The sequence below is a fragment of the Paraburkholderia lebeckiae genome, assembly GCF_050436225.1.
In the GTDB taxonomy this organism is placed as follows: domain Bacteria; phylum Pseudomonadota; class Gammaproteobacteria; order Burkholderiales; family Burkholderiaceae; genus Paraburkholderia; species Paraburkholderia tuberum.
The window spans coordinates 2,636,721-2,660,868 of record NZ_JBNDLU010000001.1 but is presented as its reverse complement, the minus strand read 5'-3'; the positions used below and the strand labels follow the sequence as shown (position 1 = coordinate 2,660,868).

The window sequence follows — 24,148 nt, the reverse complement described above, 5'->3', positions numbered from 1 at the left end:
AAATTTCGAGCGCGGGTATCGAGTCGTGTTCTGCGACGTGATCCAAAGTAATAAAGTCCGTCTTGGAGAGAGTGAAGTCCGTCTTGGGGACGGAACAGCGCGCGTTGCGAGGTCTTCGGGGCTGGCTGCCGGTTTTACCTGCATGGTGCGGAACTTGATCAGCAGCGAGCGCATCCGGTGAAGGCCAAGCATCGCCTGCTGGTCTTCCGTCTTTGCCGCTACCGTTCGCATCCCCGGCTGCTGCACCGCCGTCCAGATCGCCCGCGCATCCGCCGCGTCGGTCTTGTTCGTCTGGACAAACGGCCGAATGAACTTCGCATGCAACAGCACCTTTGACTGTCGCACTAAGCTTCGCCGCGATTGCTTACCTACTGCGACGTCAGTCGATGGCTAGCGAACAAACTTCGCCGTCCATCGCTCCGGCAGCGCGGCCGAAGCAGAAGCGAGCCGGGCGCAGAGGCCCATCCCGAACGAGTCCGGGTGGGCTGCATCAGCGTGCAGGCATGCCCGGAATGCTGACGCCGAAGGTCTGAAGCAGTAGCACCGCATTCAGCGCGAGGATGATGACCGTCGCGGCGATCGCCGCAATATCCGTGATCCGGCCATTGGCGAACTCGCCCATGAGGTCTTTGCGGCGAGTGAAGAGCACCAGCGCCACCATCGGGATCGGCAACGCAAAAGAGAGCACAACCTGACTGACCACCAGCGCCTGGGTGGCATTCACGCCGAGGCCGACCACCACGAACGCCGGCACCATGGTCACCAGACGTCGCACCCAGATGGGAATCCGGAAACCGACGAAGCCCTGCATGATCATCTGGCCAGCCATGGTGCCGACAACGGAGCTGGAGATACCCGAGCTGATGAGCGAAATCAGGAAAACCGCTGCCGCGTCCGCACCGAGCAACGGCGTGAGCGTATGGTAAGCAGTTTCGATTTCCGCGACGTCGCGGTGGCCGGCATGGAATGCTGCGCTGGCCATGATGACCATGGCCATGTTGACGAGACCCGCGAAGGAAAGCGCAACGATGACTTCCCGATTCGAGAAGCGCAGCAGTGCGCGGTGCTCGCCCGCGTTGCTCGCCGGGGTCCGGCTCTGAGTCAGCCCGGAATGGAGATAGATCGCATGTGGCATCACGGTGGCGCCCACGATACCGACCGAGACGGTCAGCGCTTCCCCGTTCGGCATCGAGGGCAAGATCGAGTGCAATCCGGCCTGCCCCCATGCAACGGGCGCGATGAACAATTCGATCAGGTAACACAGGCCGATCACGGCGACGAGCGCGCCGATGATGATTTCCATCGGCCGGAAACCGCTTTTTTCAAACACCAGGATGCCGTACGTCACCACGGCGGTCACGCCCATGCCGGCCATCAACGGCATTTTGAGCAGCAACGCGAGGCCGATTGCGCCACCGAGGAATTCGGCCAGGTCGGTTGCCATCGCAGCCACTTCGCTGACACACCACATGACGAAGACGGCCTTGCGCGGCAGTCGCTCGCGACACATTTCCGCCAGATTACGGCCCGTCACGATGCCGAGTTTGGCAGAGAGCGCCTGGAACAGCATGGCGATCAGGTTGGCCATCAGTACCACCGACAGCAGCGTGTACCCAAACTGGGAACCGGCCTGGATGTTGGTCGCGAAATTGCCTGGGTCCATGTAGGCGATCGAGGCAATCACTGCGGGTCCGGCGAACAGCAGCGCAGAGCGCAAGCCGCGCCGTTTGCCGGCCAGCACATCGCGAATCGCAACAGTCGTGCGATCTGTGAGCGTATTTTTGCCGGTAGTGCTGTTCATGGACACTTCCCGATTTCTCTGGACGAACGTGGCAATGCTATTACTCCAGATTCTTTAGCGCGTGATGGCAATATACAGGGGCGGCCAAACTCCGCGGATGATCGGGGCGGGTGCTGCGCGAAGCGCGCCCGGGTCCCCCTGGAAGCTCGGTCAAATACAGCGAAATCGTGTGCGGATCGTCAGCTTCGCCCGACATTTGTTAGGCCACTGACAGGAAGCGGCCGTAGCATCGCTCCATATCAGCGCCATTCGCAATTCGTCCTTGCGTGACGGTGAATCCATCCAGCAGAATGAATGGCTGATTCTCTCATGCATGCCCTCCATGAAGCTTTCACGTCGCGAAGTACTGGGCCGTAGTCTGGCCATTCCCCTGAGTCTTGGCCTGTCGCCTTTCCTCGCCCTTCGTTCAGGTATCGCCAGCGCGGCGCCTCTCTCTCTCGCTATCGTAATGAATTCCGGCGAAGCCAGCGTTTCTGTCATCGACATGGCGTCGCACAAGATCGTCCGGACATTGCCGACGTTGCGCGAACCCAGTCACTGGGCGCTTTCGCGCGACAGAAGCAAGCTCTATATTGCCGACGCCAGCGGCAATGCACTGTTCATTGTCGACCCGCACACCGGTTTGGCGCTTGGCCACAAGGTGATCGCCGATCCGTACCAGCTTGGCTTCACGCCGGATTTCCGCTACCTCGTCGTCAATGCACTGCGGCTCAACTATGTCGACATCTACCGCCCCGACGACCTGACGCTCGTCAAGCGCTTCTCGCCCGGCGGCATGCCGAGCCACCTCGACTTCTCGCCGGACTCGCGCTGGAGCTTCAATTCGATGCAGCAGTCCGGCACGCTCGTTTCATTCGACCTGACGAACCTGACGATCCGCTGGAAGTCGAACGTCGGATCGACCCCCGCCGGCGTGCTCTGGCACAACGGCAAGGTACTGGTCTGCGTGATGGGCAGCGACCATGTGGCTGAGGTCGATCCAGTGACGGGTAACGTGCTGCGGCGCGTGAAAACCGGCGTCGGCCCGCACAATGTCTTTCTTACACCCGACGGCGCGACGCTCTACGTGAGCAACCGGATCGGCGGCTCGCTGGTGGCGCTCGATCCAACCACCCTCGAGCTTCGTCGTACCTATCCGTTCCACGCCGCGGGGCCAGATGATATTGCTGTTGGCCCCGACGGCAAGCTATGGGTGACGCTGCGTTTCCGGGAGCAGGTCGCCGTACTCGATCCAGCCAGCGGCAACTACGAGACCATTGATGTCGGACGCTCGCCGCACGGCATCTTCCTCACCACCGAAATGAGCCGCCCAGGTCTCGTTACCGCCGAAACGCTCTAACGCCCATCATGCTGATATTTCTCGACAGGTTCTTCAATATGCTGGCCGGTGAAATCGACCAGTATCTCGTTCTGCCGTTGCTTTATCACTTCGGCTGGATGCAATGGGAAGAGCTTTCCTTCGACTGGGCGCTGATCTGCGTTTATGGCCTCTTCGCGGTTATCGTCACGTATGCGGTTTGCTGGCCGCTCGAAGCGCTCTTTCCGATCGAACGCTGGGATGACCGCAAAGCCGTCGTAACCGACGCGTTCTATACGATCCTCAACCGCGTCGGGGTGTTGCCTGTCGTCAGTTTCCTGCTGTTCTACCAGGTGCAGGTGTGGGTGAACGGCTTCGTGGTCGATCACGGCTACATACCGCCAACGCTTGAGACGTTGATACCGCCGCTTCTCGGACATCCGGTCATTACCTTCATCGCGTACGCGCTGATTCTGGACTGTGCCGATTACTGGCGTCACCGCCTGTCGCACTCATACCGTAGCTGGTACGCACTGCATGCGTTGCATCATGCGCAGCGACAGATGAGTTTCTGGTCGGACGATCGCAACCATCTGCTTGACGACCTGGTCGCCGCAATCTGGTTCGGCATCGTCGGCCTCGCGATCGGTATTCCGCCGCTGCAGTTTCCGCTGCTGTTCCTGTTCATGCGCTTCATCGAAAGCCTGAGCCACGCCAATATCAAGCTTTCGTTCGGCTGGCTCGGGGACCGGGTGATCGTCTCGCCGCGCTTTCATCGGCTGCATCACGGCCTGCGCGCGGCCGGTAGGAATTCCTGCAACTACGGCGCCGTGTTCCCGATCTGGGACATCGTGTTTGGCACAGCGGACTTCTCCGCCGAGTACCCGCCCACAGGCGACCGGCGCGCACCGGAATCAATGGCCACGGGCGGCTACATCGCACAGCAACTGGGCGGCTTGCAGTTTTTCCTTGAACAGTGGCGGCAACCGGCAAAGACTCGCCGCAGTTCCTGAGGACATCCCTGCATTGCGCCAGTGCCCAAACGGGCCGGTTCATGGGCGCCTGGATTTGCGTCCGGACCGGCTGGTGCAAAGAACCTGTTAGTAGACCGCAAAGCATCTGCTCTGTGCCTTTGAACCCGAGGTGCGATAACTCCAGGTCACGGTTCGAAGACAGGCTGGTTGCTGGTTTCAGAATGCACGGATACCGGCACCTACCCGCTCTATCCAGCTATCCTCAGTTCAAAGAGTTCGAAGTGGTAAAGGCTGTCAAGCACAGATCAGGGCGAAACACGTCGCGATACGGCCTGCGCTCCGTCAACTTAGGGGGCTGTCTCTCCCCGACGCGACGCGCCCGTCAAGGCGCCCATGGAGTGAATGATGTTGCGCAGAAGCAGTTCCTGGTTTGTGCGTTACACGCCCCGCGCGCGCGTAAAGCGATCGGCGTTTCTGCCACTGCGATAAGTTTCCCGAACGACGGCTCTCGGTCTGCTATGAGACGATGGCCGATGACGTTTTGAACGACCAGTCGTCCTCGAGATTGGTTGGAGATGCGCGTCAACATCGCACGGATGGCGGCCGGATCCAAAGAAACTGGCCAGTCCGTTAGCAAGCGCAGCAATCAGCACGAAAAACGCATCCATACATGGCCGGAGACCGACCTCTAATAAAACTGGTCCTCAATATCTACCGCGTGATTCGTATGAAGGCCAAATTGGAAAGGCAATGACGAAGACGATACGCTGCCAGTGGGACAGTGGAGAGATCGCGCTGGACGTGGATGAGGCCGGCAGCGGCGCTTCGGTCGTCCTCCTGCCGGCCCTGAGTACGATTTCCACGCGCCTGGAGATGCGCCCGCTGCTCGACTTGCTCGCGCCTCAGTTTCACGTGACGACGGTTGATTGGCCGGGGTTCGGCGATCAGGGGCGGCCAAAGGAAGAATGGTCGCCGGAGCTTCTCTCGGAGTTTCTTAACTGGTTTTTAAGCGACTTCGTGGCACCACCGCACGCCATTGTGGCGGCCGGACATGCAGCCACCTATGCGCTTTACCAGGCCGTCTTGCGGTCAGGTACCGTTGATCGCCTGGTCCTCATCGCACCGACGTGGCGCGGCCCGTTGCCGACGATGATGGGTGGCCAGCGGGCCTGGTTCTCCCGTGTGCGCTCTGCCATTGATCACCCCCTCGCTGGCCCGCTTCTCTACCGGCTCAACGTCAGCCGCCATGTCATCACCATGATGGCGAGAGAACACGTTTACAGCGATCCTGACTGGCTTGGCGGCGATCGTCTCGCGGCCAAACTCGCCGTCACCCGTGCACCCGGAGCCCGGCACAGTTCGGTACGCTTTGTGACCGGTGCGCTAGACCGGGTCGCCAACCGTGCGGCGTTCCTTGATCTTGCGCGCCGAGCCAACATTCCGATCCTCGTGATCTACGGCGATCAGACGCCACCGAAATCGCGTGTCGAAATGGAAGCGTTAGGACAATTGCCAAATGTTCAGGTTGAATGGGTCATGAAGGGCAAGCTCGCGATTCACGAAGAGTTTCCAGAAATCGTCTCCATTGCCATCAGGCGGTTTTTGACGAAGGAATCGCCGCTTTAGACGATCAACGACAGACGGGCATAGCCAGACGCTCCGCATTACAGACAGCGGGTTATCCGGGCGTCGCATAGCCACGCCAATATGGCCGGATTACGAATCGATGTGCACCGACACGCCGGTCGACAAATAGACCGGCGTCGCCTTGTGGCCGTCGACCGTGATCGTCGTGAACTGCTTCGTCGCCCCGTTGCCATCGATCAGATCGATGGTGTCGCCGACCTTGGGCGCATAGCCGCTCACGAACTTCACGTGTAGCGTGCCGCCGGCGATGGTCAGCTGATTACCAACGTGCAGTTGGCCGGCGCCTTTACCGTCAATGTCGAGCTCGAGTGTCGTGCCGGCGAGCTGCGTGTACTTGCCGACGATAGACACGGGCGACGCCGCCGCGATGGTGATGCCACCCGCACCCACATACACGTCGCCCGTGCCGAACGCATTCGGAGAATCGGCCTCGAGCACGCCGCCACTTACCTGCGAGCCGCCCGACCAGGTGTTGTTGCCGCCGAGCTTCAATGTTCCGCTACCCTGCAGCGTCAACTTCCCTGCGCCGGCAATGTCGTTGCGCCACAGATCCGACGCGTTGAATCCGCCCTGAGACGCATCCATCGAAACGATGACGCTGCCATGGAACGCACCATATCCGTCCCCGGCTGCAAACATGTTGAGGCGGCCCCACCCTTCCGCATCGTCCATGACCGGATAGCCGGAAGGAAGCTCGGTCGTTTTGAGCACCACGCGGCGCTGCTCAGCGCTCAGATACGGAAAGCGCGTCTCCAGTAACACCTCCGCACCCTTCGGCACAACGGGAGGCGCATTGGTCGATTCGATCGGAGCAAAGCCGAACGTCATACGGCGAGTGAAGTCCGCTTTGTTCGTCGCGTAGTCGGCGAAGCGGTCCGTCGCTGCCGTGCCGGAGTGGGCGAAAGCAGCGAAGCTCGTCGAATTGGTATTCGTCGACTGCATCAGGGCCGTGTGCGCCTGGCTAAATGCGGCGCTCTTCAAGGTGGCGTTGCTCGGATCGGAAAGATTCGCGGCAGTCGCCGCAAGTGCAAACATTCGACCAGCAATGACGTCGAGCGGCGAATGCATACCGGCGAAAATGCGGTTTTCGCCAAGTTCGAGGCCGCGGCTCGCCATCTCCTGGAACCGCTCCGGCAGCACGTAGGCCATCGTCATCGCGTCGCGCATGGCCTCCGCCTCGTGACCGCTGATAAATCCGCCATCGGTCGAAGGCGTAGTGCTCTCGGCAGGCACCAGAGTCGGATCCACCACGACACTCGTGCTCCAGCGGTATGGCCGCGCGTATTTGTAGAAGCGCTTGGCCGGCTCGGTGGACGCGTTGTTGCCCATGATGTTGAGCAGGTCGACAACTTGGCCGAAACTGGTGTTGCCGCCACTGCTGCCGACGCCGATGTTGTTGCCGTTGTCGTTGTACAGAACGGTCGTCGCATCCGCCGGAATCGACGTGATGGTCGTTACCTGCTGTGCCGCCGCGCGCCACGCATTGGTGAGCGGTCCCATGCCATCGGTCACGCTATAAGCTTTGCCGCGCCGGTCGTCGTAGTAGGCTGCGTCGGCCTGTGCCTGAGTTCGGTTGGTCGTCTCGGTGACCACGAATTGAATGTTCGCGGCATGGACGGCACTGTTCACGACAGCCCCACCCGGCGTACCGTCATTGGGTAGTCCTGTCCACGCGGACTGCACGACAGCCGGAAAGGAACCATTGGCGGGCGCGGAGACGCCCGCATCGACGATCTCGGTCAACGGTTGCCAGATGTCGAGGAATCGCGAGACGACACGCACGCCCGCATTCGTGGCGAGCGTCGCATATCGCGCATCGCCGCGCTGGTTTGTCGCAATCGTGTCGACGAACGCGGGCACGTCGGGGATTGCTGCGTTGTCGACAAAACCGGGGTCGGCAGGGGGCGCCGGGATCGAGGCCGTCGCCGTCGTCGAAGTGTTCGAGGCGGTCGGCGTAGAAGAATCATTGCTACCACCGCACGCGGCTAGTGCCACCACGCTTGCGAACACCGTGAGGCGCAGCGGGAGAGGGACGCGAAAATGAGGCATCACGAGACTTTCTTGTGGTTGTTGGTCGCGTCGGATTGTGCGGGTGAATTATGACCGCATTGTTGCGACTGATTACGCGGTATCGGATATCGTGGCGCGATTCGCAGATATCCCGGAAGACCTGGTGGTGGAAGCTGCACATGCGTCGCAGACGTGTGAACGCAGAACTCCTTAGTATTTGATTGCGGCTCATCCACATTCGCGAAGCATGCGAAAGGTTTCATTCCGCGAGGTACTGATGCAATGTCGATTCGGAACGCCAACCATAGGGCGATCCTTTAACGGACAATCGTTTCGCGTGAGCCTAAAACCACCCCTTTACCGTCGCCACTCGCCAGACGACAAACAAGACGAGGCCCACCGACGCGGCGGTCAATAGAATGAAGTCAATCGAGCGCACTAGCTTTTTCATATCGACGTTGGATCGGACTAGCGACGTCCGTATGAGAACCGGAAATTAGGCGTGTGGAAGTATCGAAGCGCGCTTGAATGGAAAGTCGAACGCTCACCAGCAATTCAGTGATGCGAGAAAAGCGCGTTATCCGAGGGCGTTGCGAAGGAAAGGCGATGTCCGGATTGCGAATTCACCACCTGCCCTGAACCGTAGTCGTTATTCGCGTGTGCCTGCCGCGGGCTGCTCTCGCTCGGATAGTGCACTTTCGACTGATGGAGCGTGCCGTTCTGTTCCGCCTGGATGACGTTCGCTTCCACCTCGGAGCGAGTGAGGGGCTGCGCCGACGAGAGCGCTGGAATGGCGATTGTGGTTGCAAGGATTGCATGAGCGATAAGTACTTTCATGAGATGGCTCCTTGGTGAATAGGCAAATTTCGATGGATAGAATGGACCACGCTAGCTGCATTGAAAGCGAGTCGATCTTCACGCTGAGGTGGACCGCGAACAGATAGCGATCGACGGGGTGCCCGCTATTCAGTGCGTGGATATGAAGGTACGCCCTGCAACCTTAAAAGCCGCTTATCCCGTCTGCGAAAAATGCGCGGCGTTCGCCAGACATGTTCCGACCGTTTATCGATAAAGGCGATCTGGCAGTCGTCTTTGACGAACCGGCTTCGCCTGTCTCGCCAGGCACTGCGGACTGACCCGCCGCAATCGCGAATATCCACACCCCGCCGCCAAACCGGGCCATCATGGCGAGCATTCAGCAGATGTTTTTCGAGCGGACGGAAGCTGCGTTTGTTGCAAGCGCTTCAGTACCGCACGCTCCGACCCGCCTCGCCGGGTTCGTGCAAAGCATCAAACCGCGCTCGGACTCGGTCACGCCAGGGCCGGTAAATCTGTGCGCTATCGAACACACGCCGACGCGTCGAATGTCCATGATTTTCCGGTAAACGTCCCCCAAGCCGTTCCGGAGTGGCCAAGCCGGACTGATTTCGATGGGTGTCAGCATGGCTTGTGCGTAACGCGCTATATTTGAACTCTCACTGCGCGATGCGGCAACGCTCGTATTCGCCCGACAGGCGGCGATCTCGAGCTTCTTCAGCACGGCGATGCTCTACTTGCCGCGAAAGCTTCATCTATCGTTGTGAGCGTTAGTGATTTTTCGATCCCCGAGATTAACCGGGCTCGTGTTGGACCGTTGCAGACAGGCCTGGCTCGAGTCTTCCGCTTAACCACGACTTCACAGGACGGCAATATGTCACTTCGTATCAATGACACCGCGCCCAACTTCACCGCGCGGACCACGCAGGGCACCATCGATTTCCACGACTGGATCGGCGACCAATGGGCGGTCCTGTTCTCTCATCCGAAAGACTTCACGCCGGTTTGCACGACTGAACTGGGCTACATGGCGAAGATCGAGCCGGAGTTCACCAAGCGCAACGCGAAGCTGATCGGGTTGTCGGTCGATCCGGTCGAAGACCACGAAAAATGGGCCGCGGACATCGAGGAAACGCAGGGCGCCGCCGTCAAATACCCGATGATCGGCGACACCGACCTCGCGATCGCCAAGCTGTACAACATGCTGCCGGCCGACGCGGGCGATACCAGCGAGGGCCGCACCGCCGCGACCAACGCGACCGTGCGCTCGGTTTTCATCATCGGCCCCGACAAGAAGATCAAGCTGACGCTGACCTACCCGATGAGCACCGGCCGCAACTTCGACGAGATCCTGCGCGTGCTCGATTCGATCCAACTGACCGCCAAACACAGGGTCGCGACGCCGGTCAACTGGAAGCAGGGCGAAGACGTGATCATCACGTCCGCGGTCAGCAACGAAGAGGCGCAGCAGATTTTCCCTGGTTTCAAGACCATCAAACCGTATCTGCGCACCACCAAGCAACCGGGCTGACAGATGTGGCACGGCGGCCGCTTGCGGCCGCCTCGCCGACCTTCCTATGGGATACAGATGATTTTTCGTCAGCTGTTCGATCCTGCTTCGTCGACCTACACGTACTTACTCGGCGATAGCGGCGAGGCGGTGCTCATCGACCCCGTCTACGAGCAGGTGCCGCGCGATCAGGCGCTGCTGCGGGAGCTGGGCCTATGGCTGCTCACGACGCTCGATACCCACGTGCACGCTGATCACGTAACCGGCGCATGGCGCATGCGTTTGCGTTGCGGCAGCGAGATCGGGCTTGCCGGGGTCGTCGAGGCGAAAGGCGTCACGCGACCGCTCGCGCATGGCGATCGGATCGACTTCGGCACGCGTCACCTGACCGTGCGCGCAACGCCTGGCCATACGAACGGCTGCCTGACCTATGTGCTCGACGATCTGAGCATGGCCTTTACCGGCGACAGCCTGCTGATTCGCGGCTGTGGCCGCACCGATTTCCAGCAGGGCAGTCCGCAGCAGTTGTTCGCGTCCGTGCGCGAGCAGATCCTGTCACTGCCGGACGACTGCCTCCTCTATCCCGCGCACGATTATCGCGGCATCACGGTGACGAGCGTGACTGAGGAGCGGCGCTTCAATCCGCGTCTGGGCGGCGACGTCGACGTCGGCGATTTCGCCGGGTACATGAACAACCTGAATTTGCCGCATCCGAAGCAGATGGCTGTCGCGGTGCCCGCAAACATGCGTTGCGGGCAGCCGGAAAGCGGCGCCGAAGTTGCGACCGAAACGCCGAATTGGGCACCGTTGACGCTGCGCTTTAGCGGCGTGTGGGAAATCGAGCCGATGGCGCTGCTTGAGCATGGCGCCGCGTTTCAGATCGTCGATGTGCGCGAGGCGCCCGAGTTCATCGATCGTTTGGGTCATCTGCCGGGCGCGAAGCTGGTGCCGCTGTCGCAATTGACAGGGCGGCTCGATGAACTGGAGCGCGAGCGGCCGGTGGTCGCGGTGTGCCGGTCCGGCGTGCGCTCGGCGCAGGCAAGCGTGTTGCTGACGAAGGCGGGGTTCGGCAAGGTGGCGAATCTTGCCGGTGGGATGCTGCGGTGGAGGACGGAGGGGTTGCCGGTTGCGTCGGATAGTGTTTGAGGGGGGCTTCGGCGCTTCGGAACCCCCACAAGCTCAGCCTTGGCCTTGGCGACAGCCTCGACCTTGCCCCCAAAGCCGCGCCAGCCTTCGAATAGCCAGCGCTCCGTTGCGCCGGCGCCGCCAAACCCGAGTTGATAACCCGTCATGACCATGACGTCCATGTTCTGCGAAATGCGCTTTCCGTAAATCGATGCAGCGGAAAGCACGAATGCGGCAATAACGATAAAGCCTTCGCCGAGCATATTGAATGGCCGTTTGCGTGAAACCCAATCGCATCAACTGTCCGCTATGGCGCCGATTCAAATCGAAAACAGGCTTCTTCGACAGGGTAGCAAGAATCAACAACGACAGTCCCGCGAGCACGAACCGGTAGCCCGCTGAGATCAGCTTTGAAGGAATATCGTTTTGCGTGATCCCGAGCAACGCATAGCCAATTTTAATTCCCGGGTATGAACTGCCCCACAGCAGGCTGCATACTATCGCCACAATGACGAGCACTTTCGGTTGGGTGAATAACCCCGCGCGGAATCGTGCGATCCGGTTGTTGCTGAAGGTACGGACATGTTTCTGGTGATGTTGTCCATCGGCCATCGAACGAAATGCCACGGGCGACCGGACGTTACGCCGGCTGCTATGTCCGCATCACTGTGTCGGGCGATCTTCCGACCATGCGCTGGCGAGTGGTGCGCACCTTCACACCTGCGGCGCAGGCACCCGTGGGTCCAGTCATTGTGCGCCAACCGCGCGATGCTCGCTCACGCGGCTTCACCCGGTGCGGACGTCGATTGTCGATCCGCACGCGACTCGTTCGTCGTATAGATGGAACCGATCAGGTTCATCGCCCAGGAGCACATCATGCGCAAGCACATCGTTTCCATGTCCCTCAGTCTGGATGGCGTCGCTCAATCCCCCGGCGCGCCCCAGGAGGATGCCAGTGGTGATTTTCGTTTGGGTGGGTGGATCGTCCCTTACGCCGACGAAGCGGTCGGCGCCAGTGTGCACCATCTGCTCGCGCAGCCGTTCGAGTTGCTGCTAGGGCGTTGCACGTACGACATATTCGCGTCTTATTGGCCATATGTACCGGCCGATTCACGCAACCGCGACATGGCCGACCAGTTCAATCAGGTCCGCAAGCACGTGGCCACGCATCGATCCGATACGCTCGATTGGCACAACAGTCATGCACTGACCGGAGACCTTGCCGACGCGATACGCGCGCTGAAACTTCAGGACGGTGCCGATCTATTGACGTTCGGCAGCGGCGACATGGTGCGCCAACTGCTGGCGGCGGGCCTCGTGGATGAACTCCAACTCCTGATTTATCCCGTCATCCTCGGGCACGGCAAACGCCTTTTCGGCAACGACGCGCAAGCGTCCGCCTTCACGCTGGCACACGTGACGAGCACCCCCGGCGGCGTGCTGATCACGCGCTACACCCGCAACGGCGAAGTCCGAACCGGAACGTTCGAGTAAGCGCGAAGCTTCCGGTCGACGCTTACAAACGGAGGCCTATTTCTTCCTCACGTCCCGCGCTCGCCTGCCACGCGCCACGGTATCGGCGAACAGGTCGATCACGACCTCGCGCAGCCAGCGATTGCCTTCGTCCTGATGGACGCGCTCGTGCCACAACAAATGGATCGGTGCGGCGGGCAGCGTCATCGGCAGCGCGCGCAGGCTGAGCGAGAACGGCGTGGCCAACTCCAGAGCGAGCCGCTCGGGCACCGTGGCGATCAGGTCGGTACGTTGCAGGATGTAGCCGACGCTCATGAAGTGCGGCACGGTCAGTCGCACCTGACGCCGCACGCCGCGCCGTTTCAGCCACTCGTCCACTTGACCGTGGCCGGTGCCGGCCGACACCACCACCAGATGCTCAGCTTCGCGCCACGCGGAAAGCGTGAGCGGCGCGTCCTCGAGTGGGTGAGCGCGTCTGAACAGACAGACGTAGCGCTGATCGAACAGACGCCGCTGATAGAAACCCCCCTTCAACTGCGGCAACAGGCCGATCGCCAGGTCGACCCGGCCGTCGGCCATTTCGTTGCTCAGATTGACGCTCGTATTGCGCACCGTATTCATCGCGATGCCTGGCGCGACGCGCGACAATCGTTCCAGCAATGCGGGCAAAAACACGACTTCGCCGATGTCGGTCATGCCGATCGTCATCGTTCGCATCTCGCGCAGCGGATCGAAGCCCGTCACCGGATTGAGCGCGGCGTGCAAGGTGGCGAGCGCCTGCGAGACCGGTTCCGCGAGACGCAGCGCGAACGGGGTAGGCACCACGCCGCCCGGCGCCCGCACGAACAGCGGATCACCCAGCAGGCGGCGCAGCTTCGCGAGCGCATTGCTGACGCCCGGCTGGCTCATGTTCATTTGCTCGGCGACGCTCGCCACGCGCCGCTCCTGCATCAGCCGCTGGAACAGCAGCAGCAGGTTGAGATCGAGATCGCTCAGTTCCATGGCTTCGGCATGACCTAAGGTCATTCATTTCAGTGATGAAGAAGATTCATTTCATCTTATTGAGCAATGACCGTCTAGTGCTGAAAATACCAACACGGTATCCGCATGCGACGCGCCGGGCGCGCGTTCCAGAGTGGCCCGAATCGATAAACCCGCATATCGGAGACACAATCATGAACCGGATGGATCTGAGCATCGCGATCGTCGGCGCCGGCATCGGCGGCCTTACACTGGCGCTCGCACTACGCGAACATGGCATCGATGCGCAACTCTACGAGCAGACCGATGAGTTGCGCGAAGTGGGCGCGGCCGTCGCACTGTCGGCCAACGCGACGCGCTTGTACGAGCGCATGGGGCTACGCTCCGCGTTCGAAAACGTGTGCGCCGAAGTACCCGGGCTCATTTATCGTGATGGCCGCAGCGGCAGCGTCATTGGACATCATCGCGGCATGCCCAGCTATCGCGAGCAGTTCGGCGGCTCGTACTGGGGCGTTCATCGAGCCGATCTGCAGGCGGTGCTGTCGAAGGCGGTTGGTCTCGAGCACATCGAGCTCAGCCATCGGCTGGTAGATCTCGTGCAGCATCCCGATCGCGTGAGTCTCGCGTTCGACAACGGTCGGCGCATCGATGCCGATCTCGTGATCGGCGCCGACGGCGCCCGCTCGATTACGCGACGCTGGATGCTCGGCTACGACGACGTGCTGTATTCCGGTTGCTCGGGCTTTCGTGGCATCGTGCCGGCCGAGCGCATGGACCTCTTGCCCGATCCGGAGACGATCCAGTTCTGGGTCGGGCCCGGCGGCCATCTGCTGCATTATCCGATCGGCGACAAGGGCGATCAGAACTTCCTGCTGGTCGAGCGTCATCCGTCGCCGTGGCCGTCGCGCGACTGGGTCATGCCGTCGACCGAAGGCGAGCAGTTGCGCCTGTTCAAGGACTGGCATCCGGCCGTCGTGCAGATGATCACGGCCGTGCCGATCAGTCAGCGCTGGGGCCTGTTTCACCGTCCGCCGCTCGGCCGCTGGAGCAAGGGCCGCGTAACGCTGATCGGCGATGCCGCGCATGCGCTCGTGCCGCATCACGGCCAGGGCGCCAACCAGTCGATCGAGGATGCCGTGGTGCTGGCCGCGCAACTCGCCAAGGCGGGCCCAGGCAATTGGCGAGAAGCACAGGAAGCCTACGAGCGTCTGCGCCGAGGCCGCACGCGCAAAGTGCAGTACGCGTCGATCAGCACCGCGGACGTGCTGCATCTGCCGGACGGCCCCGCCGCGCAGGAACGCAACGCGCGGCTAGGGGCGCGCGACAGCATGCTGCATCACCTCGACTGGATTCACGATTTCGATGCGCTCGCGCAAGAGCCGAGCGCGCGGCAAGGGGGCACGTGGCTTTGAGCCTCTCCATGAGGCTTCAATAGGGAGGCGGTGGGCCGCATGCGAGTGACCGGCAACGCGCGATCTACCGGCTCTGCGGCTTCTGATGCGAGCCGTAAATCCTGGGAGTTCGCGCGTTGCCTGGGAATCCGGCGCGCAATTCCCGGTGAAGAAGTGTCGAATAGCGACCGTATGAAACCGCGTAGATCGGTCGCATTAGCTAGTGCCTGATATCCGGGAAACTGCGCGTCGGTCGCAGTTACATCTACGTCGCTGCGATTGGAGCGCTCCGTGCTTGCGCTGATTCGCGGCTAACAGTCATTTTTACCAGCTGTTAATGGCCGGTAGCGGCTGGCGACACCACGCTTGGAGTCGCCAGCGTGTTGTTGCTCTTGGGAGCGGCGGTGGTGTCAGACGTCGAGCTGCTGTCGTTGCTCGGCAGGCCCGAGTTCGGCGCCTTGGCGCCCATGCCGCTGCCCGTGTTGGTGGTGCCTGGCATGCCGTAGCCGCCTGTGGTTGCGCCGTTCATCTGGTTCGACGGACTAGCCGTGCTGCCGGCTGTGCCGGTCGAACCGCTGCCGCTCTGGCCTCCGGCCGCCTGCGCATAAGCGCCGCCCGACAGCGAGAGTGCGGCGACGGCCGCGACTAGTGTGATGGTTGCCTTGCTCATGATCCGCCCCTCCTTAATTGGACTGGAAGATAGACGCAGACAGTTGCCGCCTGCGCTACAGGAATGTCGCAAACAGCGTGCCGCGTGCTTTTGTAGGTAGCGAAGCGATCGGCGGCGCACGGAGTGGCGGTCGTGGGGGGCGAATCCAGCCATTCGATCTCACGAGACCTGCCGCGAAATAAGCCGCTCTCCGCCGGAATAAACCCCGCGACGTTCTCGTTCATTGACCGTTAGGTCCTTTGAGCAGAACAAGGAGTGCGGTCATGAAGTCTCTACTCGCTATATTCGGCGTCGTTGCATGCGGCGCGGCCATCGCGACTCTGATGTCATGCGGCGGCGGTGGCAGCGGTGGCTCGAGTTCGAGCAGCGCGAACCCACCCGTCCAGTCGTCATTCGCAGCGACGGCCCTCGTATCCGATGGCGCGGTGCCCGCTGCACACACCGACGCAAATCTGAAAAACCCTTGGGGCGTGGCCTTCAATCCCAAAGGTTTCGTCTGGGTCGCGGACAACGGCACCGACGTCGCGACGCTCTATGACGGCAATGGCGTGCCGCAGTCGCTGGTCGTCACGATACCCGACGGCAAGAACGGCTCCGCATCGCCCACGGGCATCGTTTTCAATGGAACACAAAGCTTCCGCGTCACGGAAAACGGCAAGTCTGGAGTCGCTGCATTCATCTTCACGGGCGAAGGCGGCACCATCACCGCGTGGGCGCCCGCCGTAGGGCCGACCAATGCGTTCGTCATGTACGACGACGGTACGGGCGGCGCCGTCTACAAGGGTCTCGCGCTCGCCGCGATGAACAACGGCAACTTCCTCTATGCGACGGACTTCCATAACAACAAGATCGACGTCTTCGATACCTCGTTCACGAAGGTCGCGATGCCCGGCGCCTTCACGGACCCGGCGATTCCAGCCGGCTTCGCGCCGTTCGGCATTCAGGCGATCGGCTCGAATCTGTTCGTCACCTACGCGATGCAAGACGCAGCCAAACACGACGATGTCCCGGGCGCGGGGCTCGGCATGGTCGATGTGTACGACACCGCGGGCAACCTGAAGCAACGCTTCGCGACAGGCGGTTCGTTGAACGCGCCGTGGGGCATTGCGCAAGCGCCCGGGAACTTCGGCTCGATGAGCGGCGCAATACTGATCGGCAATTTCGGCGATGGCATGATCAATGCGTTCAACGCGTCGAGCGGTCAGTCGATGGGACAGATCAGTGGACCGAACGGCAGTCCGATCGTCGAGCAGGGCGTGTGGGGTATCGCGTTCGGCAACGATCTCAGCAATCAGCCTTCCAGCACACTCTTCTTCGCGGCGGGGCCGAATGACGAAGCCGATGGCGTCTACGGAAGAATCGATCTGAATACGACGTCGAGCTCAGGCACGAACACGGGTACGAACACCGGCACAAGCGCGGGCGGCGGCATGAGCGTTGGAATGTAGCGCTAAGCGCGCAATTGAGAAGCGCCGCTCTGGAAGCGAGAACGGCGGTATTGCTTATGCGAGGCAATGTGCGCTCGAGCAGTGTGTGTGACGATCGTCAGATCCACGCGTGGTCGAGCACCAGCGATGTCAGGTCCTGACTGTCCTGACTCACATCTGATTCTGACGCCGGCATGCCCGCAATATCTGCTGAACTGCAAATGCGCCTCGCACGGTTTGCACATTCTGCAGCACACACACGTGATACGACTTTTCCCGCGGCAGAAGCAGTGCGCCATTTCTGTAAAGCGCGCTGCACGAATCGCTAATCACGCGTGCCGCGAAAGTACTCTGGCTATTTCCTAGCGAACCCAGAATGCATTGATCGTAGTCTGGATTATCGGTGCCGAGCGCCAGAGCCGAAAGCGGCGTGGCGAGTGCGATCGACAGAAGCAGAGAGGCGGGCTTGATCATGAATGTGGGCGAGACGCAAGGGATATAACGATGGGCAATCGTAGCATTTTGCGGTTCGATGCAGCACCTGGCCGACGCCCGTCTTATACTCGACCCGCGAGAGCGGGATCGATCTCGTTGTGTGTCAGGCCGAATTCCGCCATGCGAGCACGATGGTCTGGCGAGCCCAGATATGAACGAAGAACTTTGTTTACCGCCTGGATCAGATCGCCGTTACTTCTATTGAACGAGAATGCTCCGAGCGGAGGCTTCTGCTGCTTGCCCTTCGTTCCCGGTTCGTGCTCGACGGCCTCGAGCATTGAGCCTCCGATCCGGTTCGCGACTATCCGATTCCCTAAGCCCGTGCTCGCATACGCATCGATGGCGCCGGAGAGAACCGCTTCGACAGCGTCGGCCTGATGCTCGAAGACGACTATTTGGTCCTCGCTTACGCCAGATGCTTTCGCTGAGTCGTGCTGCACCTGTCCGGCTATGATGCCAAGGCGCGCATCAGCGCGTTTGGCAAGCGACGCGTAGCTGTCAAGCGCTTTCGGGTTTCCAGTCCGAACCAGAAAACCGTCTGCGATCCCCCATACCGGGACGCTGAACGCGACCATATTGGCGCGATCGCGTGTGACGAACAGCGGAACGTTCATATCCCACCTGCCCGCGTCAACGCCGGGCAGGAGTTCACTAAACGACGTCCGATGATGCTCGATCCGGGTTACGCCGATCGCCCGAAGAACCGCGTCGGCCAGATCGATGTCAGCGCCCGTGGCGGTACCATCTGCTTCCGTCCAACCGAACGGGGGTTCTTCGATGTACGCAATCGTTACCTTCATCGCTGTGTCTCGCCAATTGGGAGCGGCCATCAAATGCAGGGCCGAATGTTGACGATTCTACTTACATGCGCCGTTGTCGTTGCGGCGGCTCTCCCTGAAACGAACGCGGTTATGCCTGGATCGGGTGTCGGTGTTATGGACGTTCGTTGAATTGCGCGGCATCGCTACGGGAACGCACCCACTTCTTGCGGTTACTTAATGGCCACAATTCTGTTCCGCACCGCCTCAAGCGAACTGGCAGTCGCGCAAGGAAAGATTTTTCGCGCTCGCCACAATATTCGCGCTCCTGAAACGTCTACAGGCGCATGGAACCGCCACCCACCTCGCACCCGATGACCGACCGAGACAGCGAGATCACCGCGACCGTGGTGCGTGAGCGCACGAGGCTCGTCAATTTTATCCGGCGTCGAATACGCGACCCGGATGATGCCGAGGACATCCTGCAGGATGTGTTCCACGAATTCGTGCAGGCTTACCGGCTTCCCGCGCCGATCGAGCAGGCGAGCGCGTGGCTTTTCCGTGCCGCGCGCAACCGCATCATCGATCGTTTTCGCAAGAAGAAGGAGCAGCCGCTGACCGATCTGTCTGAGGCCGAGGACGACGCCAGCGGTGAGTATCGCCTCGACCTCGCCCTGCCGGCGCACGATGCAGGCCCCGAAGCCCTCTATGCTCGCGCTGTATTGCTCAAGGCCTTGCAGGATGCGCTCGATGAGTTGCCGCCGAATCAACGTGAAGTATTTATCGCGCACGAGTTGGAGGGGCGGTCCTTCAAAGACATGGTGGCGGAAAGTGGCGTCGCGCTCAATACGCTGCTCGCGCGCAAACGCTACGCGGTCTTGCATCTGCGCGCCCGACTGCAGACCATTTATGACGAACTGGATATATAGAGGAGTCGAAGGATGAAGTTTCGAATCAGATGCGCGGGTAAAGCGCTGCTCGTGGTGGTTGCCATAGCCGTGCTCGGGTGGGTGGTCATGACGCTATGGAATTGGGTGATTCCGGCGCTATTCGTTGGCGCCCGTGCGATCGACTTCGCGCATGCGTTAGGCTTGCTGGTTTTGAGCCGTATCCTGTTTGGCGGATTCCGCGGACACGGCGGCTGGCGCGGACGGCGTCACTGGCGTAAATGGGAAGCGATGACGCCTGAAGAACGCGAGCATTTCCGGACGGCATGGCGATCGGGCCACGACCGGCGCGTGGGAGACTGAACATGCGCGAGAAATCAACGGACGACTGCAAACAGAAGCCGGGCGTGATTGCGCCAGTCGTCGACCTGAAACGTTGCGAAGGCAAGGGCGATTGCCTGCGGGTCTGCCCCGAGAATGTGTTTGAGATCCGGCGCATCGATGAGGTCGATTATCTCGGCCTCGATTTGATGCACCGCCTCAAGCTACGCGTGCACGGAATGAAAGTCGCCTACACACCGAACGCGCACGCCTGCCGCTCATGCGGTCTTTGCGTGACGGCATGCCCTGAACGCGCGATCAAGCTCGCCAGAACGGCATAGCGTCACGCGTTTTAAGCAAAGCGCAGCCCGTCTGGAGCAGTGGTCGGTCGTTGTCTACGTCGTCAGTATTATCGATCTCCTCAAGGAGCGCTCATGGCTTCATCAACCACGGATCTTCTGCGACAGCTTCACGAACAGAGCCAGACAGAAGTGATAGCCCGCGCACGGGCGCAATTTCAGGGATCGAGCGAGGAGTTTCTGACTCTCGCGGAGGAATACGAAACGCTCGCACCTCGACTCCGTGGACGGTTTCTCGAAACGCTCGGACTATCGAGCGAAGATTTCGAATCCTCACAAGGCACTCCTCTATCGTTATCCGTGTCGGCGGAAACGGGACGGTTCTTACGCAACATGGTGCTTTCGCACAAGCCGGCTCGAATCCTCGAACTCGGCAGTTCCTGCGGCGTGTCCACGCTGTATTTCGCCGAGGCCCTTCGCACGTTAGGCGGTGGCATGGTTGTAGCGACTGAACTCGATGCTGTTAAGTGCGCACAACTTCGAGCCCACGTCAGAACGGCGGGCGTAGACGCTTATGTTGAACTGCGGGAGGGCGATGTCTTCCAGACCGTTGCCGGACTGGACGGTACTTTCGACATGGTGTTTATCGACGTATGGGCCGACGCCTATCTGGAGCTGTTCAAACAGATCGAGCGCCTGCTGCGTCCCGGATCTATCATTCTCGCCGACAATATGTACACAGCCGAGGACGCCGTTCGGCCGTACAAGCACTACCTCGACGACGACCCCCGCTTTTCGACCACGACGCTGGACTTTGAATCAGGGGTCGAATTTACAGTCGTCGTGTCATAGGCTGACGAAGAGTGGACGTCGTCCAGAATCCGGTTCGTGTGCCATTCAATCTGGAAGGTTCGGCGATGCGATGTCTTGTCGACCATCCGTGGGCGATGGCGGAATAGCCTGCGCTGCACCTGTGGACAGACAGGCGTCTTGACAGGTCATTTCAGTCCATATCCCAACAAGTTGCCCTTTAGTGAGGTCATTGACGCACTTCGCGCTCGTGGAGCATGCGTGCCATTTGCGCGATCTTGACGTTGTATTCGCAGAGAGATTCAGGGCGGTTCGAACGGAACATCTTCCAATAATCGGTTCGGTAGATGGCACGGCGCTCGCCGTCGAACGGAACTATCTCGGTCAAGACCTGAAAGATGCCGTTGAAGCGTTCCGGCGTTCGAGGGGGCACTTTTGCAATCCAAAGAGAGGACGACCGATATGAAGAACGACCCGCCCGTCATTTTCATTCACGGCTTGTCGATGCGCTTGTCCGGCGTCTGGCCACATTCGACCGTGAAACGCTCGGCGCCGCGAAAGCCCAGATCAATCGTTTCGGAATGCCGACGCCTGCCGAACTCCAGTCGAGCATTGACCTGTTCTTCCCGGCCCTGGCCTCGCCAGGTGGGCAGGCCCGCCGCGCCAAGCTCCGTAGCCTGGCCTACGGCGTTCCAAGCGACTTCGAAATGAACTTCGGCAGGTACCTGCCTACGCCAGGACAGGCGGGCGACGACGGCACGGAGCCGCCCCTCACCGGCGCGCTAACGCGCTGAGTCTCTGCGCGCAAATCGTGCTGCCCCCGCCGACCTACGCATTCCCATGCAGAGCCCCCGGGGCCGCAGGCGGCGTATCAGCCATTCGACCTCCTGCGGTGCCGGCTGTCCGGCGTGACCGGGTCGTCGAGCGCGTCGACGAGCGTGCGCCGCCCCGCGTCGAGGATTTCGTCGGCGAAGGCCGAATCGACGCCTGCGATCGCACGCGACAGCACGAGCGCCCCGACCATTTGACTGAACGCGGCAATCGCATCGCGACGGGTTTGTTCCGTCGTCGCGCCTTCCGTGGCGATCATGGCTGCAAGCCGGTCGAGATACGCGGCGAGGCCGCGCGCGTAGGACGCACGCGCCGCGTCGGTCATCCGCGGAGCGTCGCCAGCAAAGCCGGACAACGGGCACCCTGCTTCGACGTTGTCGCGGTGCGAGGCCGACAGGTAGCGTGCCGCCTGCTTCCCGAGGCTGCCGCCGTTTGGCGAATCCGCGTAGGCTTGCATCGCCTTTTCCATGACCGCGGTGACCAACGCGTCCTTCGACTTGAAGTGGTTGTAGAAGCCGCCCTGGGTAAAACCGGCTTCCTTCATCAACTCCGTTAGCCCCACGGCATCGACTCCGCGTACCCGGAAAAGCCGCTCGGCGGCCGCGACGATCGCGCTGCGGTTCTCGGCGGCCTGCTGTCGTGACACCCCCATCGATCTCTCCCTTATACAAGCGATCGCGTCGATTAAAAAACACAATGTCGGTCACCATTGACATGCCCAAATTACGTCGACACAATGCGGCGTAGCACGATGGTGATCGACATTGACATGAGTGTAGCCGACTTTCGCGCACAACGCGAAGCAACGCCGGCGTGGCACGGATGGCAATCCAGGTCCGTCGCGGTTCTTTGATGCCGGCTGGCGGCGGACGTTGGCGCCGTTCGGCGGCGCAACGGTTCGGTACGCAAGGGCAGGTTTGTTTTCTCCGAATTTCACGCGCGCTGCGAACCGGCGCACATGCGATTCATCATGCGAAAGGTGAGATATGAAGATCGAAGGTGCTGTTGTTTTCGTGACGGGTGCGAACCGCGGGCTTGGCCTTGAGTTCGCGAAGCAGGCGCTCGAAAGAGGAGCGCGCAAGGTCTATGCGGGCGCGCGCGATCCCGCCAGCGTAACGCTGCCGGGCGTCGTGCCCGTGAAGCTTGACGTGACCGATCCGGCGGCCGTGGCCGCTGCCGCCGACGCGGCGGGCGACGTCACGCTTCTGATCAACAACGCGGGCATCGCGCGGCTAGGCAGTCTGACGGACGACGGCGCGCTCGACGCGTTACGCGATCACTTCGACACCAACGTGTTCGGGATGCTGTCGATGTCGCAGGCGTTCGCGGGCAACCTTGCCGGCAACGGCGGCGGCGCGATCCTGAACGTACTGTCTGTTGCGAGCTGGATAAACCGGCCGATCCTCGCGGCTTATGGCGTGTCGAAGTCGGCCGCGTGGGCGGTGACCAACGGCCTGCGTCACTCGCTGCGCGAGCAGCACACGCAGGTGGTCGGGCTGCATGCCGGTTTTATCGATACCGATCTGACGCGCGGGCTGGAGGTGCCGAAGGCGACGCCGGCCGACGTCGTGCGTCAGGCATACGACGCGATCGAGGCAGGGGCGGAGGAAGTGTCCACCGACGAGTTCACGCGGCAGGTGAAGGCCGGGTTGTCGGCAGGCGTCTATCTCGACGCTCCGGCGCCGCACTGAAGGCGCCGGAGCGCCCGCTCCTCGCGCGCGGGCATCTGTGATGCGATGCCGAATGAGATTGCGGCGGCAAATCGGAGCGACAGGCAGCGCCACACTTCCGCCGCTCATGCGACGTTCGTTGTGTTGCATCGACCGGTTGAATCCGCCAATTCGAACGGACAACCAGGAGACCTGGCTGACACCAACTGATGGATTGAATCGCTTGAGCGGGGTATCTGTGGAGGAGGCGCAAGATCAAACTATGTTTCAGTCAGGACTGGTGCATTGCAGAGCATCTTTGTCAAAACGTTGCTCAAAATCGCTTCGGCCGAAGCGTTGGACAAATCATTGGGCATCGTCATGTTGAAGCAGAGGATGCCGTCGATCACTGCCATAACGGCGAGCGCGTGGTCGGCGAAAGAGCCCGGCAACCGTATGTTGAGGCGCAGGCATAACTGCTCAATGAAGTACGCGATCATGTCGCGCTTTTGCAGGCATAGGGCATTCACATGTTGTCGGAATTTCGCGTCACGCATGGCATGCAAACGTGCCTCAGCCCAGATGATGTAGTTGTTGTCGTCGCGATAGCACTGCGCGTACAACAAGGTGAGCTGCACTTGCAGGTTTTCGCTGGACGGTGTGGCGTCTCGCAGCTTCTGCAAGTTTGCTTGCATGTTCTGGTGATCGAGACGGAGCAGTTCGACGAATAGATCGCTCTTGCTGCTGAAGTTCGAGTAAAACGCGCCGCGGGTATAGCCGGCCTCGGCTGCGATATCCTCCACGCTAGTCGCAGCAAACCCTTTTTCGGCGATGCTCGACGCTGCTGCGTCGAGCAAGCGCTGCCGGGTTCGCTCGCGGCTTTCTGCTCGCGTCATTCGTTTGTGTGGCATGCGGCAAAGCGCTCATCTGGCAAAGAACGATGGCCAAAATCCACGCTCCTGGCAGATCGTTGGGT

Annotated in this window: 24 protein-coding genes and 2 pseudogenes; 15 read left to right on the top strand and 11 right to left on the bottom strand. The window is 60.9% G+C overall.

Annotated elements, in window-relative coordinates:
* Nucleotides 1-135: 135 nt before the first annotated feature.
* Both OKW45_RS12470 and OKW45_RS12465 read right to left on the bottom strand, forming a co-directional pair.
* Nucleotides 136-309: pseudogene (locus OKW45_RS12470) on the bottom strand (IS110 family transposase); the annotation flags it as partial.
* 181 nt (nt 310-490) lie between these two features.
* The gene (locus OKW45_RS12465; RefSeq protein ID WP_429468453.1) at nt 491-1,801 is read right to left on the bottom strand and encodes an Nramp family divalent metal transporter; all 1,311 of its coding nucleotides are present in this window, start codon (nt 1,799-1,801) and stop codon (nt 491-493) included.
* Nucleotides 1,802-2,123: 322 nt separating this feature from the next.
* Here OKW45_RS12465 and OKW45_RS12460 point away from each other — a divergent pair, with 322 nt between their 5' ends.
* From OKW45_RS12460 to OKW45_RS12450, 3 genes are all read left to right on the top strand, one after another.
* On the top strand, nt 2,124-3,140 hold the full coding sequence (locus tag OKW45_RS12460) for a YncE family protein (RefSeq protein WP_260327599.1): 1,017 nt from the start codon (nt 2,124-2,126) through the stop codon (nt 3,138-3,140).
* An 8-nt stretch (nt 3,141-3,148) separates the two neighbouring features.
* Nucleotides 3,149-4,111: a sterol desaturase family protein gene (locus OKW45_RS12455; protein WP_429468451.1), complete on the top strand. Its 963-nt coding sequence runs from the start codon at nt 3,149-3,151 to the stop codon at nt 4,109-4,111.
* A 711-nt stretch (nt 4,112-4,822) separates the two neighbouring features.
* Entirely contained in the window at nt 4,823-5,698 is an 876-nt protein-coding gene (locus OKW45_RS12450) for an alpha/beta fold hydrolase (RefSeq protein ID WP_018423871.1), read from the top strand.
* Nucleotides 5,699-5,788: 90 nt separating this feature from the next.
* Here the strand turns inward: OKW45_RS12450 and OKW45_RS12445 are convergent, their stop codons facing one another.
* Nucleotides 5,789-7,768 (bottom strand): acid phosphatase, encoded by a 1,980-nt coding sequence (locus OKW45_RS12445; protein ID WP_429468449.1) that lies wholly within the window; start codon nt 7,766-7,768, stop codon nt 5,789-5,791.
* 516 nt (nt 7,769-8,284) lie between these two features.
* Entirely contained in the window at nt 8,285-8,566 is a 282-nt protein-coding gene (locus OKW45_RS12440; protein ID WP_429468448.1) for a DUF4148 domain-containing protein, read from the bottom strand.
* Nucleotides 8,567-9,419: 853 nt separating this feature from the next.
* Here OKW45_RS12440 and OKW45_RS12435 point away from each other — a divergent pair.
* Nucleotides 9,420-10,076 (top strand): peroxiredoxin, encoded by a 657-nt coding sequence (locus OKW45_RS12435; RefSeq protein ID WP_184004936.1) that lies wholly within the window; start codon nt 9,420-9,422, stop codon nt 10,074-10,076.
* A gap of 57 nt (nt 10,077-10,133) precedes the next feature.
* Nucleotides 10,134-11,201 (top strand): rhodanese-like domain-containing protein, encoded by a 1,068-nt coding sequence (locus OKW45_RS12430; RefSeq protein WP_429468444.1) that lies wholly within the window; start codon nt 10,134-10,136, stop codon nt 11,199-11,201.
* A gap of 33 nt (nt 11,202-11,234) precedes the next feature.
* Here OKW45_RS12430 and OKW45_RS12425 read toward each other — a convergent pair whose 3' ends face one another.
* Entirely contained in the window at nt 11,235-11,792 is a 558-nt protein-coding gene (locus OKW45_RS12425; protein WP_429468441.1) for a DMT family transporter, read from the bottom strand.
* Between the two features lie 264 nt (nt 11,793-12,056).
* Here OKW45_RS12425 and OKW45_RS12420 point away from each other — a divergent pair, with 264 nt between their 5' ends.
* Complete coding sequence (locus OKW45_RS12420; RefSeq protein ID WP_429468439.1) at nt 12,057-12,674, top strand: dihydrofolate reductase family protein; 618 nt, start codon at nt 12,057-12,059, stop codon at nt 12,672-12,674.
* 36 nt (nt 12,675-12,710) lie between these two features.
* On the opposite strand, the gene OKW45_RS12415 is transcribed toward OKW45_RS12420, so the two are convergent.
* A complete protein-coding gene (locus tag OKW45_RS12415; RefSeq protein WP_090807793.1) occupies nt 12,711-13,655 on the bottom strand; it encodes a LysR family transcriptional regulator in 945 nt (314 codons plus the stop codon).
* Nucleotides 13,656-13,828: 173 nt separating this feature from the next.
* Here OKW45_RS12415 and OKW45_RS12410 point away from each other — a divergent pair, with 173 nt between their 5' ends.
* Complete coding sequence (locus OKW45_RS12410; protein ID WP_429468436.1) at nt 13,829-15,046, top strand: FAD-dependent monooxygenase; 1,218 nt, start codon at nt 13,829-13,831, stop codon at nt 15,044-15,046.
* Between the two features lie 313 nt (nt 15,047-15,359).
* Here the strand turns inward: OKW45_RS12410 and OKW45_RS12405 are convergent, their stop codons facing one another.
* The gene (locus OKW45_RS12405) at nt 15,360-15,695 is read right to left on the bottom strand and encodes a hypothetical protein (protein WP_184004948.1); all 336 of its coding nucleotides are present in this window, start codon (nt 15,693-15,695) and stop codon (nt 15,360-15,362) included.
* Between the two features lie 263 nt (nt 15,696-15,958).
* On the opposite strand from OKW45_RS12405, the gene OKW45_RS12400 reads away from it, so the two are divergent.
* Nucleotides 15,959-17,143: a TIGR03118 family protein gene (locus tag OKW45_RS12400; RefSeq protein WP_429468434.1), complete on the top strand. Its 1,185-nt coding sequence runs from the start codon at nt 15,959-15,961 to the stop codon at nt 17,141-17,143.
* A 150-nt stretch (nt 17,144-17,293) separates the two neighbouring features.
* Here the strand turns inward: OKW45_RS12400 and OKW45_RS12395 are convergent, their stop codons facing one another.
* Nucleotides 17,294-17,596, bottom strand: a complete 303-nt coding sequence (locus tag OKW45_RS12395; RefSeq protein ID WP_429468432.1) for a VF_A0006 family four-cysteine protein — start codon at nt 17,594-17,596, stop codon at nt 17,294-17,296.
* 83 nt (nt 17,597-17,679) lie between these two features.
* Entirely contained in the window at nt 17,680-18,417 is a 738-nt protein-coding gene (locus OKW45_RS12390) for a transporter substrate-binding domain-containing protein (RefSeq protein ID WP_429468429.1), read from the bottom strand.
* Between the two features lie 305 nt (nt 18,418-18,722).
* Between OKW45_RS12390 and OKW45_RS12385 the strand changes: the two genes are divergently transcribed.
* The 6 genes and pseudogenes from OKW45_RS12385 to OKW45_RS12360 all read left to right on the top strand — a co-directional run bounded on the left by OKW45_RS12385 (nt 18,723) and on the right by OKW45_RS12360 (nt 21,486).
* Entirely contained in the window at nt 18,723-19,304 is a 582-nt protein-coding gene (locus tag OKW45_RS12385) for an RNA polymerase sigma factor (RefSeq protein WP_429468426.1), read from the top strand.
* 12 nt (nt 19,305-19,316) lie between these two features.
* Nucleotides 19,317-19,625: a hypothetical protein gene (locus OKW45_RS12380; RefSeq protein ID WP_018423854.1), complete on the top strand. Its 309-nt coding sequence runs from the start codon at nt 19,317-19,319 to the stop codon at nt 19,623-19,625.
* A gap of 2 nt (nt 19,626-19,627) precedes the next feature.
* Entirely contained in the window at nt 19,628-19,924 is a 297-nt protein-coding gene (locus OKW45_RS12375) for a 4Fe-4S dicluster domain-containing protein (protein ID WP_429468424.1), read from the top strand.
* A gap of 93 nt (nt 19,925-20,017) precedes the next feature.
* Nucleotides 20,018-20,734 carry an O-methyltransferase gene (locus tag OKW45_RS12370; protein WP_429468422.1) on the top strand — a complete coding sequence of 239 codons (717 nt, stop codon included), beginning with the start codon at nt 20,018-20,020 and terminating at the stop codon, nt 20,732-20,734.
* A gap of 193 nt (nt 20,735-20,927) precedes the next feature.
* A pseudogene (locus OKW45_RS12365) lies at nt 20,928-21,131 on the top strand (DinB family protein); the annotation flags it as partial.
* Nucleotides 21,091-21,486 carry a hypothetical protein gene (locus OKW45_RS12360; protein ID WP_429469420.1) on the top strand — a complete coding sequence of 132 codons (396 nt, stop codon included), beginning with the start codon at nt 21,091-21,093 and terminating at the stop codon, nt 21,484-21,486. The pseudogene OKW45_RS12365 and the gene OKW45_RS12360, both read left to right, overlap by 41 nt.
* Nucleotides 21,487-21,563: 77 nt before the next feature.
* On the opposite strand, the gene OKW45_RS12355 is transcribed toward OKW45_RS12360, so the two are convergent.
* Complete coding sequence (locus OKW45_RS12355; protein ID WP_429469368.1) at nt 21,564-22,175, bottom strand: TetR/AcrR family transcriptional regulator; 612 nt, start codon at nt 22,173-22,175, stop codon at nt 21,564-21,566.
* A 334-nt stretch (nt 22,176-22,509) separates the two neighbouring features.
* On the opposite strand from OKW45_RS12355, the gene OKW45_RS12350 reads away from it, so the two are divergent.
* Nucleotides 22,510-23,214: an SDR family oxidoreductase gene (locus OKW45_RS12350; protein WP_184004977.1), complete on the top strand. Its 705-nt coding sequence runs from the start codon at nt 22,510-22,512 to the stop codon at nt 23,212-23,214.
* Between the two features lie 239 nt (nt 23,215-23,453).
* Here OKW45_RS12350 and OKW45_RS12345 read toward each other — a convergent pair whose 3' ends face one another.
* The gene (locus OKW45_RS12345; protein WP_026226415.1) at nt 23,454-24,083 is read right to left on the bottom strand and encodes a TetR/AcrR family transcriptional regulator; all 630 of its coding nucleotides are present in this window, start codon (nt 24,081-24,083) and stop codon (nt 23,454-23,456) included.
* Nucleotides 24,084-24,148: the final 65 nt, after the last annotated feature.